The sequence below is a fragment of the Paenibacillus sp. CFBP13512 genome, assembly GCF_005233705.1.
GTDB lineage: Bacteria > Bacillota > Bacilli > Paenibacillales > Paenibacillaceae > Saccharibacillus > Saccharibacillus nuruki.
Genome location: NZ_QGAD01000010.1, coordinates 59,294 through 76,531, shown reverse-complemented (window position 1 = coordinate 76,531; position 17,238 = coordinate 59,294). Strand labels below are relative to the sequence as shown.

Annotated in this window: 13 protein-coding genes; all 13 read right to left on the bottom strand. The window is 38.0% G+C overall.

Features of this window, described 5'->3' with window-relative positions:
• Window positions 1–378 precede the first annotated feature (378 nt).
• The 13 genes from PaeCFBP13512_RS15265 to PaeCFBP13512_RS15205 all read right to left on the bottom strand — a co-directional run bounded on the left by PaeCFBP13512_RS15265 (window position 379) and on the right by PaeCFBP13512_RS15205 (window position 16,823).
• Window positions 379–1,041 (bottom strand): DL-endopeptidase inhibitor IseA family protein, encoded by a 663-nt coding sequence (locus tag PaeCFBP13512_RS15265; RefSeq protein ID WP_137224196.1) that lies wholly within the window; start codon window positions 1,039–1,041, stop codon window positions 379–381.
• Between the two features lie 223 nt (window positions 1,042–1,264).
• Entirely contained in the window at window positions 1,265–2,047 is a 783-nt protein-coding gene (locus PaeCFBP13512_RS15260) for a hypothetical protein (protein WP_137224194.1), read from the bottom strand.
• Between the two features lie 153 nt (window positions 2,048–2,200).
• Window positions 2,201–4,162: an ATP-dependent DNA helicase gene (locus tag PaeCFBP13512_RS15255; RefSeq protein ID WP_069328265.1), complete on the bottom strand. Its 1,962-nt coding sequence runs from the start codon at window positions 4,160–4,162 to the stop codon at window positions 2,201–2,203.
• Window positions 4,163–4,395: 233 nt separating this feature from the next.
• Window positions 4,396–5,910 (bottom strand): ABC transporter permease/substrate-binding protein, encoded by a 1,515-nt coding sequence (locus tag PaeCFBP13512_RS15250; protein ID WP_137224192.1) that lies wholly within the window; start codon window positions 5,908–5,910, stop codon window positions 4,396–4,398.
• Window positions 5,910–6,701 (bottom strand): ABC transporter ATP-binding protein, encoded by a 792-nt coding sequence (locus tag PaeCFBP13512_RS15245; protein WP_069328263.1) that lies wholly within the window; start codon window positions 6,699–6,701, stop codon window positions 5,910–5,912. The genes PaeCFBP13512_RS15250 and PaeCFBP13512_RS15245 overlap by 1 nt, the downstream gene beginning before the upstream one ends.
• A gap of 280 nt (window positions 6,702–6,981) precedes the next feature.
• Window positions 6,982–7,641: a general stress protein gene (locus PaeCFBP13512_RS15240; RefSeq protein WP_069328262.1), complete on the bottom strand. Its 660-nt coding sequence runs from the start codon at window positions 7,639–7,641 to the stop codon at window positions 6,982–6,984.
• Window positions 7,642–7,804: 163 nt separating this feature from the next.
• Window positions 7,805–8,572 carry a general stress protein gene (locus tag PaeCFBP13512_RS15235; RefSeq protein ID WP_441343334.1) on the bottom strand — a complete coding sequence of 256 codons (768 nt, stop codon included), beginning with the start codon at window positions 8,570–8,572 and terminating at the stop codon, window positions 7,805–7,807.
• A 446-nt stretch (window positions 8,573–9,018) separates the two neighbouring features.
• Entirely contained in the window at window positions 9,019–10,155 is a 1,137-nt protein-coding gene (locus PaeCFBP13512_RS15230; RefSeq protein ID WP_069328260.1) for a bifunctional cystathionine gamma-lyase/homocysteine desulfhydrase, read from the bottom strand.
• Window positions 10,156–10,157: 2 nt separating this feature from the next.
• Window positions 10,158–11,081, bottom strand: a complete 924-nt coding sequence (locus PaeCFBP13512_RS15225) for a PLP-dependent cysteine synthase family protein (RefSeq protein ID WP_069328259.1) — start codon at window positions 11,079–11,081, stop codon at window positions 10,158–10,160.
• A gap of 313 nt (window positions 11,082–11,394) precedes the next feature.
• Complete coding sequence (gene treR / locus PaeCFBP13512_RS15220; RefSeq protein ID WP_137224190.1) at window positions 11,395–12,123, bottom strand: trehalose operon repressor; 729 nt, start codon at window positions 12,121–12,123, stop codon at window positions 11,395–11,397.
• A 94-nt stretch (window positions 12,124–12,217) separates the two neighbouring features.
• The gene (gene treP / locus PaeCFBP13512_RS15215) at window positions 12,218–14,236 is read right to left on the bottom strand and encodes a PTS system trehalose-specific EIIBC component (protein WP_137224188.1); all 2,019 of its coding nucleotides are present in this window, start codon (window positions 14,234–14,236) and stop codon (window positions 12,218–12,220) included.
• Window positions 14,237–14,330: 94 nt separating this feature from the next.
• Entirely contained in the window at window positions 14,331–16,067 is a 1,737-nt protein-coding gene (gene treC, locus PaeCFBP13512_RS15210; RefSeq protein ID WP_137224186.1) for an alpha,alpha-phosphotrehalase, read from the bottom strand.
• 234 nt (window positions 16,068–16,301) lie between these two features.
• Window positions 16,302–16,823, bottom strand: a complete 522-nt coding sequence (locus PaeCFBP13512_RS15205; RefSeq protein ID WP_193555956.1) for a general stress protein — start codon at window positions 16,821–16,823, stop codon at window positions 16,302–16,304.
• Between the last annotated feature and the right edge of the window lie 415 nt (window positions 16,824–17,238).

The following is a 17,238-nucleotide window of genomic DNA, read 5'->3' as shown; positions in this document are numbered from 1 at the left end:
CTTTTTTGTTTAAAATCAATCGATCTGTTATGTACATAGCTAATTATTAAAAAAATCAGACAAATGGCTCAAATTGTCTGATTTTTTTATAATTTATTGACTATTATCTTTATTATAAATACTTTTATAAGTAACTATTTTACATATTTATCCTGTTAAATATATAAAAATATTATATATTTAACAATAAAAAGGATATTATATTTCAAATTTATTCCTAATTTCATAGTGGATATATGGACAAAATCATATAAAACTTTTGTCTCGTTATCATTAAATTAAAAATGCTTTTTCTAAACGTAATCGATTACGTTAGAAAAAGCATTTTTTAATAGTTAGTTCTATAGAGAACATTGAGTTCTAAAGAACAACCCAAGATTAGAATAATGCGCTTGGTGATGTATTGATTTTCCAAAATCCGTTTACTAATTCGAACTTAACCAGCATACGCTCTACTGGATGTGCATCTTTAACATAAGGAACGGTCAAACGATATACACGAGCGGTATCAGTCATGCTGATCATTTTAGCAGTAGAACGGTTAAATTCTAACATACTAGCTTTTTCAGTGACCAATTGTGCAAGTTTACCATTGTTTTCGATGATATATTTTTGAATATACGCTTCACTCGCTTGTTGCGTATACGTTTCTTTCAAATAGGCTAACAATTTAGCATGTGTATCAATATCTGTAGACAAATAGCGATATGTTTTGTTATTTATCGAAAAAGTAGCGTTGGTTGTAGATGGTTTACCACCGGTGGATGTATATACATATCTTTTTTCAGCTTCGACAATCAGTGGAGTTACACTATCATGATTTAACTTTTTCACTCCAGTCCATACGCCATCTTTTGTATAATAAGAGACTGCTGGTGTTGTAGCAGTAGTTGTGGTGGATGCTGTTGCTTTAGATGCATTAGCAGCAGGTAATGCTGGAGTTGAAGATGCTGCTTGCACCGAATGTGCTGAATATAACGATGCCGTTACCAAAGCAGTAAGTGCCCAAGTGCCAATAGCCAGTTTGTTTACTTTTTTCATTATTTCATGTCCTCTCAAATGTGCTTTCTTTTATTTTGAAATCTGTAATCGTTACTATGTAACCTCTTTATTATGACATATACATAACCTATATACCACTTTCGCTCAATATTTAACCATTTATATCCATAAAAAGGAGATATTCAAGCGAAACTATTCAAAGATCCATTCTGCGCTAAATTAATTATCATTGCTTTGGATTCTACTACTTAGATCCAACAAGTTAATTATTCTTTTGTAAAAATAGCATGCCTATAAAAATAATAATTTGTACAGTAATGATAGTGAATATAGGAATAAATGGACTTATAAGTAAAAAAGGTGCAACTATTATAAGGAGGGAACCTGTTAATGGAATCCAGCGAAATCGAACATTTTTAAAATCATTTATTATTAAATCCGTTAAAACAACAAACATAAATAGTGCAATAAGTACTGAAAAATAGCCAGCCACAATTTCCAATTGTTTATAAATATCTCCTGTTAACATAGAATGAATAACGATAAAAAGAGAAATAGCAATAAATATTAAAGATATAAATACGGGGAATAAAGGTCTGACCATGTTACTTGCAAATTGAAAAAATCGTTCTGTTGATAATTTTTTACCGAGAACTGTATGACTGTTGTTCAATACGTCTCTAATCTGTTTTTCTATTAATTGTAATGTATGGTCGGATCGGTTCTCGTAAAACAGTTCTACTTTTTTTCTTAATCTAAAATCTAAATACATCATAGTATGTGCAAGTACATAGATCAGTTCGTTCTGATCTGTTACATGTTTACTGCTTTTACTATAAATAGATAGCGCCGCTTGCAATTTAAAAAGAATCTCCAATTTCTGAGTAGAAGTAGACTGCATATTTTTATCATTTTCAGCATACATAGTCGCAAATGTTTTGTACATAAATACAAAAAAAGTCGCTACACCTGCAATCATAAATTTAGTACTGGCGCTCAATGTATTAAATTGCTCATACATCGCTTGAATATCGATCATCTGCATATTGTATCCCCTACTCTTATGTATTATATTCACAGCAAAAAGGAATTGAATAAAAACTATTCAATCCCCTCTACTATGCTTTTCTAACAATAACTTTGCAATTCACTAAGTCATTTCATATGGGTACATATTAATTTTATTTGTTGTATTGTATTAAGGTAACAACTGCTCAACAGCTTGACGAACATCGGGTTGATCGAGTTCCCGACCAAAGATTGATACGCTTCCGCTATCTTCACGGGAACGAATTAAGCGTCCCATACCCTGGCGAAGACGAAGTAACATATAAGGCATATCAACTTCTTCAAATGCATTAACAGCCTCAGCACGACGTGAAGCAAACAGTGGATCGTTAGATGGGAATGGTAATGACCAGACAATCACATTGGACAATGATGGTCCCGGAATATCTAATCCTTCCCATAGGGTGACGGCACATAATACACTGGTCTCATCTTGTTGGAAAGCAGAGATCAAATGACTAATTTCAGCCGATCCTTCGTACAAAATCCGATACTTAGCATATCCTGTAAGACTTTGTGTACTTTGACGGAAAGCGGCTAATTCTTCGATAGACGAGAATAAAATCAATGCACGTCCACCCGATTGATCTAACAATTCCAGTACACGTTCAGACTGAACATGGACCGCATTCAAGTCGAGCAATCCCAAAGAAGCTCCAGAAGTTGTTGTCACCCCTGGTAATACAGGCATTAGATTCGCTTGCATCTGCTCTTTGTAATCGTAAGGAGATGCGACCGAGAAGGACAAATATTTATCAATTCCTAGACTATGTGCAATATAATCGAAAGAACCTTCTACCGATAAGGTAGCTGAAGAGAAAATAACAGGCATTTTTTTAGCAAATACTTTCTCGTTCAGAATTTCTTTTACTTTTTTCGGCATAATCACTAAAGTAAGATCAGCTTCTTCCCCTGTTACCCAAGAGATCAATTGATCTTGTCTACGGCAAAGGTTGAGTGCAATTTGAATCATTTCTAGATGTTCTTCTACAATCTTCAACTGATAATCATCCAGTGTAAATAATGCACTTTCAAATACCAATTCTTCTTCAATGACAGCAATCTGTGCTTGCACACGTCCTACTTGATTCATAAGATCGGTATTCCAGTTGATTTCTTTCCGATCCGATGCAGGTACAGGCTGGCTATACTTCGCTAACTTCTCGAATAAGATATCACTTTCCAAAATCACTTCTTCAACAGCTAGCGCTAACGTCTCACGAACTTCGCCTTCTAACAAACGCACTACAATACTTTCAAAAAGCGAATGTTTTAATTTGTGTGTGAGTGCATTTTGAGCCGCTGTTTCAAGCAAATGCCCTTCATCAAAAACAACAGAGCTATGATCAGGTAGCAAAGGAAGTTGTCCTTCACGTTTACGTGCATCATATGTCCAGACATGTTCCATATAAAAGTCATGCGAACAAATAATCAAATCAGATGATTTGCGATAATGTTCACGCGATAAGGTTTGCCCACAGCGATGACGTTGCGGACAGACCAGACAGTCTTGGAATACATCCCAACCAATTCGGCTCCATTCGCCATCGGTTAATTCAGGATATTCTTTACGATTCCCATACGGGTAAAAAGATTGCATCGTATCTGGATAGTGAACAAATTCAGGCAAACCTGCATAGATATCACGATAGACATCACTTTCAGTTGCATCGTCACGTACGACATCCAATTTGTTTAAGCAGATGTATTGGTCTGGCGATTTCCCAAGACGGGCATCGACGACCAAGTTCAAGTGCTTAGCCAGTTTGCTAATATCGCCTTCTGGTTTTACCAACTGCTCGATCAACGACTCATCCGCACAAGCAATAATAGCAGGCTTACGTGTATACCGGGCATAAGCAATCGCATACAAAAGATACACTAATGTTTTACCTGTACCTACGCCAGCTTCTGCAAAAATAGTTTTCTTTTCGGCATATGCTTTTTCCAATTGAAAAGCCATATAAATCTGTTCGTCTCTTACCTCAAAGCCGGCTTCGGGTAAAATATCATAAAATACATCCGCGATCCAATCACTCGCTTGCTTAATAAATGGTTGTCCGGGATCAAATGTAAATGGATAAGTGTTCAATCCGTGTATTCCTCCAAATGATCTAATTTAGTGCATCCTTTCATTATACCTCAAATGTGAACAACAAGGTACAACTGATTATGAACAAATTTTTCACATTTCAAATCTTCTCTCTGCATAGCGCAAAAAGTCGCACGATTCAGCGAATCATCCACTGAAAAGCACGACTTTTGTTTAACTTATATTCTTATTGAAATTAGCTTGCAAGAATATCCATCATTAGTGTATACCTCTTATTTCAATAACCCTTTTTGCTGTAAAAAGGCTGTTGCTACTTCAGATGCGGGCTTCCCTTCGACATCTACCTGATAATTCATGGCGCGCATTTCATCATCAGTAATCTGACCGGATAAGCGCTCTAATGCTTCTGCCACTTCAGGATATTGCTTTAATGTCTCATCCCGCATCAAAGGGGCACCTTGATAGGGTGGAAATAATCCTTTGTCATCTTTGAGCACTTTTAGCTTATACCGTTGTAGTTCACTATCTGTCGAATACGCATCCATCAATTGAATATCACCGGATGCGATCGCACTATAACGGAGTTTGGGCTCCATCGTTTGCAAATTAGGGAAAGTGAATCCGTATAATTTGGTTATCCCAATATATCCATCATTACGATCGGCAAATTCGCGTGTAAATCCAACTTTAACTTGTGAAGATACATTTTGCAGATCAGACATGGTTTCCAATTGGTTCTGTTCTGCATATGCCTCTGGTACAGCTAATGTATACGTATTGTTATATTTCATCGGTGCTAGCATATCCATATTGAACTTTTTGGACATGCCTTCTTTGGCTTGATTGTATACTTCTGTACTATCTGTACTGACGGCATCTTCTTTAAGGAATTCTGCCAGAGCTGTGCCTGTAAATTCAGGATAGATATCAATATTTTTATTTTTTAAAGCGTTGAATAAAAATGTAGTTTTACCCATGCCTGGCTTTAGTTCAACTGTTAAGCTTGTATCTTGTTCGATCAATTCTTTGTACATATTAATCAAAATTTCTGGCTCTGCACCCAGCTTACCTGCAATCACCAAATCTTTTTGCGTATTGTTGAACAACGGAATCACACTAACTGCAATTACAATTAATGCTGTAGCAGATAACCAGATGATCGATTGTCGGAATGATCTTTTTTCAATCACACGTAGTAATAGATCGAATATAATTGCAAGTAACGCTGCCGGTACTGCTCCTAAGATCAGTAATGCTGTATCATTGCGATCGATCCCTAGTAAAATAATATCTCCTAACCCACCTGCACCAATCAATGCAGCCAGTGTAGTTGTTCCAATAATAAGAACCATCGCTGTACGAATACCTGCCATAATAACAGGCATCGCTAAAGGCAACTCGACTTTGAACAATCTCTTCATCGGTGTCATACCCATAGCATCTGCGGCTTCGATTAAAGAAGGATCGACTTTTCGAATACCTGTATATGTATTACGCAAAATAGGCAACAATGCATAGATCACTATCGCTACAATAGCAGGTACAATACCAATCCCTAGTAACGGAATCAACAGACCAAGCAAAGCCAGTGAAGGAATCGTCTGTAATACAGCGGCAACGCCTAGCACTCCTTCTGATATTTTCAAATGACGAGCGATATAGATCCCTAAAGGAATGGCAATAATCAAAGCACATAATAGCGCTACAAAAGAAATCAGGATATGTTGAGTTAATGCTTGTAATAATTGATCCTGACGCTGAATCATGACTTCCCACAAATTATTCATTATTCAGCTTCTCCTTTGCTATATACAGATGTTTTTTGGAGTAGTGAAGGTAATGGATTGGATTCTACTTGTACCGAACCAAAAAATTCACTAACAAAAGGATCTGCTGGATGATGTAACAATTGTTCTGGTGTATCCGCTTGAATAATATGTCCTTCACGCATCACACCAATACGATCTCCTAATTTGAGTGCTTCTTGAATATCATGAGTTACAAATACAATCGTTTTCTGAATCGTCGCTTGTAGTTCTAACAGATCATTTTGCAATCGTTCTCTCGCCAAAGGATCAAGTGCACTGAAAGGTTCATCCATCAAAATAACGGGTGGATCAGCAGCCAGCGCGCGTAATACACCAATCCGTTGTTGTTGCCCTCCAGATAATTCATCTGGTTTACGTGTACGGAACACTTTAGGATCAAGTCCAACCATATGAAGAAGTTCATCGATTCGTTGATCTGTTTTTTTACGATCCCATCCGCATAACTCAGGTGTAATCGCTATATTTTCTTCTACCGTCATATGTGGAAATAAAGCAATCTGTTGTAGCACATACCCTATTCCTTGTCGCAATTCATGTACAGGCATATGATTCACTTGTTGGTCGTTGATTTCAATCGATCCTGAACTTGGTTCAATCAATCGATTGATCATTTTGAGTGTTGTTGTTTTACCACATCCACTAGGCCCAACCAGTACAAAAAATTCGCCTTTTTGGATATGTAAATTCATCGGATGTACAGCAATCGTACCGTCTTCATATTGCTTCGTGACTTGTTGTAACTTAATCATAAACGTGCCTCCTCTTTATCATCCATCTGATCTTTATAGGTTATGTATAATATCAGCGCCGAACCACTACATTCGACCGAGTTTTCATACAAACAAATTTTGCGTAATCAAATAATGGCATATTGACTATATTTCACTTCTTTTACTATTACCCAAGTTATATCTAATGGAACACTTAAACAGAAATACGAAAAAAAGACTCTACAAGCGATTAGCTTATAGAGCCTTTTAAAGCATTAACGATACATAGCTTTATTATTGTTGTCTCAATAGTAACAACTTATTTTCTAGGTAAGTTCAACGGATCGCGCTCATCGCCAACTCGACCATCATTTAAATCAGGATCAACATTTACGTTATCAAGACCTGTTCCTGTTGTGGAAGCAGTCGTTGTTGTATCTGTATCATAATATCTAGTATTAGAAGCTTGATTTTTGCGGAAGATATCATATACAGTCACTTGACGACCTGTCTGCTCATCAACCAACACTAGAATTTGTCCTTCTTTTACATTGTTTTCGTATTCTTTTGCTTGATCTTCAGGAATACCCAGTCCGATAAGTCCACCAACAAGTCCGCCACCAGCAGCTCCTGCTGCGGCTCCTGCTAATGTTACTGCGATTGGACCAGCTGCCATGATAGGACCAAATACGGGAATAGCCATCATTCCGATACCTGCAAGAAGTCCTGCAACACCACCGATAGTACCGCCTGCTGCTGCTCCTGTTGCAATACCTTCAGGTGCTTTTGTTCCTGTTTCTTCACTAATATGCTTCAAGTCTTTTTTGTCTTTAGCAATAACAGAGATATTGTCTTTGTTAATACCTGATGCTTTTAGATCTTCGATAGCTTGACTCGCTTGTTGTTCGGTTTGAAATACACCTACTAATTTATCGTTGTTCAATTCGTTGTTGTTTGTATTTAGATTATTGTTTTCCATGATGTTTTCCTCCTTGGGATGTATACCAAATTTGTATTTAGATTTCGTGTGACTCTGATATAGACTTAACCGTATAAAAATATTTAAAACACTTAATTTGGATTATTTAGAATTATTTTGTAATTCATAAATGATATTGTTTGTTCATATAACAACGCACTTCTTATCGTTGATTACGATGTAAAGGGTTAGTTGTATTCGCCGCTACATCTTCTTTGATAACAGGCTCATTTTCACGTGCTAGAAGTTCTTCTTGACGTAAACGTAGCGCTTGCTCTTCTTCTGTTACTTGTGAACGATCATGATCTGTGTGATCTGTTGTTACGGTATGATCCACAGGTGTACTTAAATGATCAGTTGTCGGGATAGTCGGAGATGCTGAATCTTTGCGACCATAAAATCGACTATTTGAAGCATGGTTGGTGCGGAAAATATCATAAATTTGATCACGATGACCTGCTGACTCATCGACCAAGACTAGAATTTGTCCTTCATTAACATTGTTCTCGTATTCTGCTGCTTCATCTTCAGGAATACCAAGTCCAATAAGACCGCCTACTAGACCACCAGCACCGGCGCCTACTGCCGCACCTGTCAAAGCAACTACGATAGGTCCTGCTGCCATAATCGGTCCAAATACAGGAATAGCCATCATTCCTAAGCCTGCAAGAAGTCCTGCTGTACCGCCTAGTAATCCTCCAGCTGTTGCGCCTGTTGCAATACCTTCAGGAGCTTTTGTTCCTGTTTCATCACTAATATGTTTTAGATCTTTTTTATCTTTAGCAATAACAGAGATTCGATCGGTAGAAATACCTGCTGCTTTCAATTGCTCGATCGCTTGAGTCGCATGTTGCTCGTCTACAAACATTCCTACAACTTTGTCATTTGTTTGTTCGTTATTCATCTCATTTACATGGTCATGGTTCATCATTTTCATTCGTCCTCCTCAGGATCAATACACATTTCGGAAAACCAGATTGTCATGAATATGTTTAGAATGTAGTTATAATTGTGCAAACAATAATATGCACTTTTTTTATATATGTTTTGGGTGTCTATTATAGTATTAACCGTATAAAAGTGATTAAATCAGCTAATATTGGTTTATATAGGCGGTATTTTGATCCTATTGTTATCATTTTGAGCTTACCTATGCAGGTTCTCTGTTCAATAACTATTTATACTTCTGATTATTTATTTCCGTAATATTATACAAATACGTTCATAACTTATCTTTCATTTCTACTTTATGTATCCATAAAAATAAGACTCTATTAAAAAAAGCGATAATCAATTCACTATATCATAGACAAAAATTAAATATTTCAATTTTGTCATTTATAGTGATAGATTATCGCTTTATCATATGGCTAATGATTAGGAATTTAAGCCCTTAGTCAGATCTTCTATTAAATCTTCTATATCTTCAATCCCTACAGAAATCCGTACAAGACCTGGCGTAATACCTAGCTCTGCTCTGCGTTCTGCTGGAATAGAAGCATGCGTCATACGTGCAGGCACCGAAATTAAGCTTTCCACTGCGCCTAGACTTTCAGCTAATGTGAAATACGTTAATTTTTTCAGTAATGCCGCTGCTTTCTCATCGCTACCTACATCAAATGAAATAATACCGCCAAAGCCAGCTGTTTGCTTTTTGGATAATTCATGTTGAGGATGAGAAGTAAGTCCAGGATAGTACACTTTGCTTACTGCTGGATGCTCTGATAAAAAAGTAACGATTTCGTGTGCATTACGTTCTATCGCTTCCATACGTAGTCCTAATGTTTTGATACCCCGAATCAATAACCATGCATCTTGAGGACCCAAAATTCCACCAACAGCATTTTGGATAAAATGAATATCTTCAGCTAGCTTCTCATTATTGACAACGACCAAACCTGCTACAAGATCACTATGACCACCCAAATATTTAGTCGCCGAGTGAAGTACAATGTCTGCACCTAAAGGAATCGGATTTTGCCAGTATGGTGTCGCAAAGGTATTATCGACGACAAATAATAGATCATGTTCATGAGCGACATCAGCTACTGCGCGAATATCGGTTACTTTAAGCAATGGATTGGTTGGTGTCTCCACATAGATTGCTTTTGTATTGGGCTGGATCGCTTGACGAATCGCTTCAAGATCAGTCGTATCTACAAAAGTAGACTCAATCCCAAGACGAGCCAATACTTTGGTGAAAATCCGATACGTACCGCCATAGACATCATCAGTTAACAGCACATGATCCCCTGTATTGAACAAAGTGAATACGGCATGAATAGCCGCCATACCTGAACCAAAGGCAAATCCTTTGAATCCTTCTTCCAAATCTTTGATCAATTCTTCTAAAGCAAATCGAGTTGGATTACCTGTACGTGAATACTCATATCCTTTGTGTACACCGATTTCTTCTTGCTTGTACGTACTGACTTGATAAATAGGAACGTTGACTGCGCCTGTATGTGGATCGCCGGAGATACCGCCGTGAATTAATTTTGTTTTGCGTTTCATAGTTAAATACCACCTTCATAAATTTGTTTACTCAAATAACGTTCACTGCTATCCGGAAAAATAGTAACAATATGTGCACCATCAGGCGCTGTTTCAGCTTCTAGTAGTGCTGCATGTAACGCTGATCCTGCGGAGCTTCCGATTAGTAGCCCTTCTAAGCGAGCCAATTCAGCGACACGGTTAAAAGCATCTTCATCACTGATGGTATGAATCGCATTGAAATAAGATTTATCCATAAATTCTGGAATCATCTCCATGCCAATGCCTTCTGTTTTGTGCGAACCGGATTCGCCACCATTGATAATAGAACCTTCTGGTTCGACGATCACTGTTTTAAGATTGGGATTTTGCTCTTTCAAGTAACGACTTGTGCCCATAAATGTACCGCCTGAACCTGCACCGGCTACAAAAACATCAACTTTCCCTTCGAGATCGTTCCAAATCTCAGGTCCCATCGTTTGATAATACGTTTTGGGATTATCAGGATTGGTGAATTGTCCCGGACAATAAGCCCCGGGAATCTCTTCAACCAGTTCACGTGCTTTGTCGATTGCACCACGCATACCTTTAGCTGTCGGCGTATGTACAATTCGAGCGCCTAAAGCTTTCATAAGCGTCTGCTTTTCAATACTGAATTTCTCAGGAACTGCAAAAACAACAGAAATATCTTCATGGATCGCTGCCATCGCTAGACCGATCCCTGCATTTCCTGCTGTCGCTTCTACTAATGTACCGCCCGGTTTGATTTTGCCTGTAGCTAGTGCTTCATGAAGTAGTGCTTTACCTACACGATCTTTAACACTGCCTCCCGGATTCATAAACTCCAACTTAGCGAATAAACGAATACCTCGTGGTAATGTATAGGCATTGATCTCCACAAGCGGTGTATTTCCGATCAAATCCATCGTACTGCGATATAAAGCCATTCTATTTTGCTCCTTTAATTACGTAATCATTATATGATGTTATATGAACAATAATAACGAATATTGCATTTTAAACCACTGGTCAATAAATAGAAAAATAAAAAAACCTATTAAACAAATAGGAATTATAAACCTATATTCTGAGTGTAGTAAGATTACGATTAAAAGTCAAACATCTTTACACTTATTCTCACTATGACATAAACTATTCAGCTCACTTTTAGAATTAAAAAAGGTCTATACACATTCACTATGTTACAGCGAATGTGTATAGACCTTTTGATAGCGCACTCTTTTTCAAGCCATCCTAAAGCTATTTCTCTTCTCCCGGAGAACGTCTGGCAAAATCAACAAATTGAAATTTGTCCAAGCGATGTCTGGATTCTGTGTACTGAAAAAGAGTCGTATCTTCCAAATGCACATAATTACGTACAACCACCACATGAGTGTACTGTTTTAAATCTAGCAATTCTTTATCCTCCGCTGTGGCATCTTCAACCGAGATCACTTTTTTGGCATAACTGATCTGCAAATCCAATTCATTTTCCAGATAAGCATAGATCGATCCACTCGCAATTTCTTTCGTTAACAACGGAACAACATCTGAGCGAAAATAATCTTTGTCTAAAATGACTTTCTCGCCTTCAATATTGCGCGCGCGAATCACTTGCCATACCGTTGCATGTTTGTCGGTTTCCAGATGACGAGCTACAGCATGAGGAATAGGAATATGCTCTGTCGTATACACAATCGTTTGCGACTTACGTCCAATCCGTTCTGACATTTCTTTAAAACTAACCAGACCACTTAATGGAAAGTTCATTCGCCCAAGATCCAAGACAAATGAACCTTTCCCTTTGATTTTATGAATAAAGCCATTCTCTGAAAGCAATTGGAGTGCTTTACGAACAGTTTCACGGGAAATACCATATTCTCTGGTTAGATCATTTTCAGACGGAAGCTTGGTGCCTGCGGCTATCTCGCCGGATTGTATACGTTCTGAATAATCATGATAAATTTGTAGAAAAATATTAGTATTCACTTGTCATCACCACATTTATTGTAGCACTTTTTAAATGATCTGAAATCAGCAAATTATTTTCTCCATTTTACCAACTGATTAATTCTACAGATTATTATTTAAGATGAATTTTCAAAATAAGAGATTGTAAGTCATTTACTGTACCAGGTAATTCTTCAATCGACTCAATCATATCTTGACCATCAGGGACGATAATAGGAGTAATAATAGGATATCCTGCGGCACGAATCGTATCACGATCGAATTCGAGTAATAACTGCCCTGCTTCTACTTGATCACCTGTTGCTGCATGAACATTGAAGCCTTCGCCTTTGAGGCCTACCGTATCAATCCCTACATGAATCAGAATCTGTACTCCTGTCGCATGCTCAAGAATCATCGCATGTTTACTATTTGCCATAATATGAACGACGGTTCCAGCAAAAGGAGCTACAATCTTTCCATCTGTCGGTTCGATTGCGATCCCTTGACCCATTTGTCGCTCTGCAAAAGCAGGATCAGGCACTTGTTCCAACATCACAGCTTCACCTGTTACAGGAGCGAACACTTCCAAAACATCGACAGCATCTGCATCGCTTGTAGCTGTAGGCTTAGAACCAGATAATGCTTGTTGCGCAGAACCTTTTACCGATTCAGTAGTAGTTGGCATTGTTGCTTTGGATACTGTTTGGTTATCCTCTGCTGAAGCCTTATTTTGCTGACGACGTACTATAATCTTGCCGTAAATCAACGTTAACGTAAATGGAACGATCAATACAATCGCCATCCCGATAAAGAAGATGCCCCATTGATCCGGGAAAATAGACAAGAATCCAGGAATACCGCCGACCCCGATCGAATACGCCAATACATGATTAATCGTAAGCAATACACCTGCTATTGCTGAACCAATCATACCGAATACGAATGGATATTTGTAACGGATATTGACTCCAAAGATCGCGGGTTCTGTTACACCAAGAAAAGCAGACACAGACGATGTTATCGCTAGACCTTTACTTTTTTGATCTTTCAAAATCAATACCATCGCTAGTGCACCTGCACCTTGAGCAATATTAGACAGTGCTAACATCGGCCATAAGAACGTACCACCTTGTGTTCCGATCAACTGTACATCAACCGCAAGGAAGGTATGATGCATTCCTGTAATGACAAGTAGTGCATACAATCCACCATAGATCAGACCACCTAGAGCAGGCACAGTGTCAAATACATAAACAAAGCTACTTGTAATTACATTACCGATTGCAAAAGTAACCGGCCCGATCACTGTAAACGCAAGGAAACCTGTAATTAACAATGTAATTGGAGCTAATAATAATAGCTTGAATGAATCGGCTATTCGCTTATTTAAAAAGATTTCAATACGTGATAATACGTAAGCGGATACAAGTACAGGCAACACTTGCCCTTGATAACCGATTTTATTAATTTCCCAACCAAATAGATTCCATACAGGAACTGTACCGCTATTAACTGCATCAGCGTATTTGTAAGCACTCATCAAATCTGGATGAACCAGAATCAGACCGAGCACGATCCCGAGTAATGGACTACCGCCAAACCTCGTGGTGGCTGACCAACCAATCAGTACAGGTAGAAAGGTAAAGGCTGTACTCGCTATCGTATTTATAATAGAAGCAAAATCTTTCCACTGCGGATAGACATCAACTAAAGATAACCCTTCAAAGAAAATACCTGCACCGGTCAGAATATTATTAATCCCTAATAACAGACCTGCTGTCACAATCGCTGGCAAAATCGGAATAAATATATCTGCTAGTGTTTTGATGGCACGTTGGATCGGGTTTTGCTTTTTACTGGCTGCACTTTTAACGTCGTCTTTGGAAGCACGGTTACCGCCCGTAATCGCTATCATTTCGTTGTACACTTTATCTACTAACCCCGGGCCAATAACGACCTGATACTGCCCTTGTGAAGAAAATTGCCCTTTTACCAGATCATTTTGATCCAGTGCATCTTTATCTACTAGACTATCATCATGCAAAGCAAATCGTAATCGTGTTACACAATGTGTAGCGACTTCGATATTTTCTTTGCCACCAACTGCGGCTATAATCTGCTCTACACTTTTTTTATCGATATCTGCCAACTGACCCCACTCCTTCAATATATCTACATTTCAATATACTAACCAAGTAGAACAGAAAGAATCTGCTCTACTTAGCTTATAACCATATACTTTGTTAATGGATAAGCCACATATAAGAAGCATAAGGTTCCAAAATCAGTGAATAACTTAGAGACGGCGTAGCCATAGTGTTACCAATTAATAAGCGAGCGGATTGTAATGATTCTGCACTATATTGTTGTGTGATCGAATCAGGTAGATTAAATATAGCTTGTTGCTCACTAAAATTAGAAATAACAATCATTCGCTCATGCTGATTACAACGTGTATACGCAAATATCTGAGGATGAGACTGATCTAATCGTTCATATGTACCATCCGTAAGCACTTCAATCTCCTGACGAAGTGTAATCAATTGACGATAATGATGATAGACGGAGAACGGATCATGAAGCTGAGATTGTACATTAATGTCTGGATAACGCTCATCTACTTTGATCCACGGTGTTCCTGTCGTGAATCCTGCATGAAGACTATTATCCCACTGCATTGGTGTACGTGAATTATCGCGTGAACGTTCACGAATAATGTCTAACGCTTCGGCTGCTGTTTTGCCTTGTTCCTGTAAAATACGATACATATTTGTAGACTCAATATCTCGAAATTCTTCAATACTGGACCACTGCGGATTAGGCATCCCAATTTCTTCACCTTGAAAAACATAAGGTGTTCCTTGCAAGCCATGTAAAGTGGTTGCTAATAATTTGGCGCTTTCTACTCGATACTGATCGTCATTCAAGAATCTTGATAAAGCTCTAGGTTGATCATGATTGTTGAAAAATAGAGCGTTCCATCCTCCTCCTTGTTGCATACCTATTTGCCAGTGGGATAATAACGATTTTAACGCTTCAAAATCATACGGCATTAATTCCCACTTCTGCCCTTGCGGATAATCAACTTTGAGATGATGAAAATTAAAGGTCATCGAAAATTCATTTTCTTCAGGATTAGAATAACGAATACAATGTTCTAATGTTGTAGATGACATTTCTCCTACCGTTACCGCTTGATAAGGTTCAAATACTTTCTCATACAACTCTTTCACATACTCGTGTACTCGTGGCCCATCGGTATAAAATTTACGACCATCTCTTATCGCTAGCTCACCTTCGTCTGTATCGGTTGGGAAATTCTGATCTTTGGAGATCAAATTAATTACATCCATCCGAAATCCGCTAACACCCTTATTTGCCCAAAATGTGAGTAAGTTAATCACTTCTTGTCGAACTTTAGGATTTTCCCAGTTGAGATCTGCTTGCGTTTTATCAAATAACGTCAAAAAATATTGTCCACTTTGCTCATCATATTGCCATGCTGAACCGCCAAATTTGGACTGCCAGTTGTTAGGTACTCCACCATCTGGAGCAGGATCACGCCAGATATAATAATGACGATACGGATTATCTTTGGATTTCAAAGCTTCTTGGAACCAATGATGTTCTGTTGAGGAATGATTAACCACAATATCGGTCATCAAATACATATCTCGTGCTTTAATTTCGGCTATCAATTCTTCCATATCTTCCATCGTTCCATATTGAGGGTTGATCTGGTAGTAATCAGCTACATCGTAACCGTTATCATTTTGTGGGGAAACATATACAGGTTGCAACCAAACAATATCAATACCCAGTTGCTTCAAATAATCTAACTTTTGGGTTACGCCTTTGATATCGCCTTTGCCTTTACCTGTCGTATCGTTAAAGCTTTGTGGATACACTTGATACACGACCGATTTACGCCACCAGTCTTTGCGAGTGATCTCTATAGATTGTGTAGATAAAGCATTCATAGTCTATTTCTCCTTAAGTAAGGTCACTATAGAATTTCTACAATAAGAACTTCTACAACAGCGCTTACAGTCAACTTGTATATACAGGATTATATTCTTGTATATACAAGTTGTCAACGACTATTTATTTTGTATATGTAGAAGGTACATCAGATTGCTAGATAGCGATCCATCAAAAAAGACGATCATACAGTTAAGTTCCCTGTACAATCGTCTTTGGATAATCTTTATTCTTTACATTTCATCATATTGAGCATTAGAAGCATTATTTTTGCGGAAAATCTCGTAGATTTCGGCTCCACGTCCTGTTGATTCATCGACTAAGACTAATATAGCTCCTTCATTCACACGTTTATCATAATGGCGCGCATCTTCTTCAGGAACACCGTATCCTACTAATCCACCAGCCAGTCCACCTGCGCCCGCCCCTACAATCGCACCTGTAAAAGTAGCGGCTATCGGCCCAGCTGCCAGAATAGGACCTATTCCGGGAATGGTTAGTGCTCCTAATCCGATCAATAACCCTGCTACTCCACCTAACACTCCGCCTGTAGCTGCACCCGAAGCCATTCCTTCTGCGGTATCCATTTGAGTATCTTGTTCAATACGTTCAATCTCTTCATGATCTTTAGCAATCACAGAGATATCTTGTTCTGTAAATCCAGCCGTTTTCAGATCTTCTAATGTACGACTCACTTGAGTTTCATTATCAAATACCCCTACGATTTTATCCAACACTTTATCATTTTGATCCATGATTATCATCCTTTAATGATCGAATTTAAAATATGTATTATACGAACTCAATAGATATATACCGTTACAAGGTATGGAGATATTTTAAACATAACCTCCTTTGGCTAAACATATAGCGATATACCATCATTAACCTTACATGTGTAAACGCATACAACTAACATTGATTATTTTTATTCATTTTGTAAGCGCTATTATATTTTCAAAACAAGAAATAAATACTTTTATAACCCAAATCGCTAATGATATGACAGCAAATTTTACATACTTATTGATCTTTTTAGAACCTATACCTACCCACTCTAACGTCTACAAACCCAGTACTGACAAGGAATATGCGGATTTTGCTGCACTACTTCATGATTCACATATTTACGCTTCACCGGTTATCTTCCTACAATAAGAGTATACACAT

Bases quoted from the DNA above. Each gene is read 5' to 3' on its own strand.
- PaeCFBP13512_RS15265 (WP_137224196.1), bottom strand. From the start codon at position 1,041: ATGAAAAAAGTAAACAAACTGGCTATTGGCACTTGGGCACTTACTGCT.
- PaeCFBP13512_RS15260 (WP_137224194.1), bottom strand. From the start codon at position 2,047: ATGCAGATGATCGATATTCAAGCGATGTATGAGCAATTTAATACATTG.
- PaeCFBP13512_RS15250 (WP_137224192.1), bottom strand. From the start codon at position 5,910: ATGAATAATTTGTGGGAAGTCATGATTCAGCGTCAGGATCAATTATTA.
- PaeCFBP13512_RS15245 (WP_069328263.1), bottom strand. From the start codon at position 6,701: ATGATTAAGTTACAACAAGTCACGAAGCAATATGAAGACGGTACGATT.
- PaeCFBP13512_RS15240 (WP_069328262.1), bottom strand. From the start codon at position 7,641: ATGGAAAACAATAATCTAAATACAAACAACAACGAATTGAACAACGAT.
- PaeCFBP13512_RS15235 (WP_441343334.1), bottom strand. From the start codon at position 8,572: ATGATGAACCATGACCATGTAAATGAGATGAATAACGAACAAACAAAT.
- PaeCFBP13512_RS15230 (WP_069328260.1), bottom strand. From the start codon at position 10,155: ATGAAACGCAAAACAAAATTAATTCACGGCGGTATCTCCGGCGATCCA.
- PaeCFBP13512_RS15225 (WP_069328259.1), bottom strand. From the start codon at position 11,081: ATGGCTTTATATCGCAGTACGATGGATTTGATCGGAAATACACCGCTT.
- treC (WP_137224186.1), bottom strand. From the start codon at position 16,067: ATGAATGCTTTATCTACACAATCTATAGAGATCACTCGCAAAGACTGG.
- PaeCFBP13512_RS15205 (WP_193555956.1), bottom strand. From the start codon at position 16,823: ATGGATCAAAATGATAAAGTGTTGGATAAAATCGTAGGGGTATTTGAT.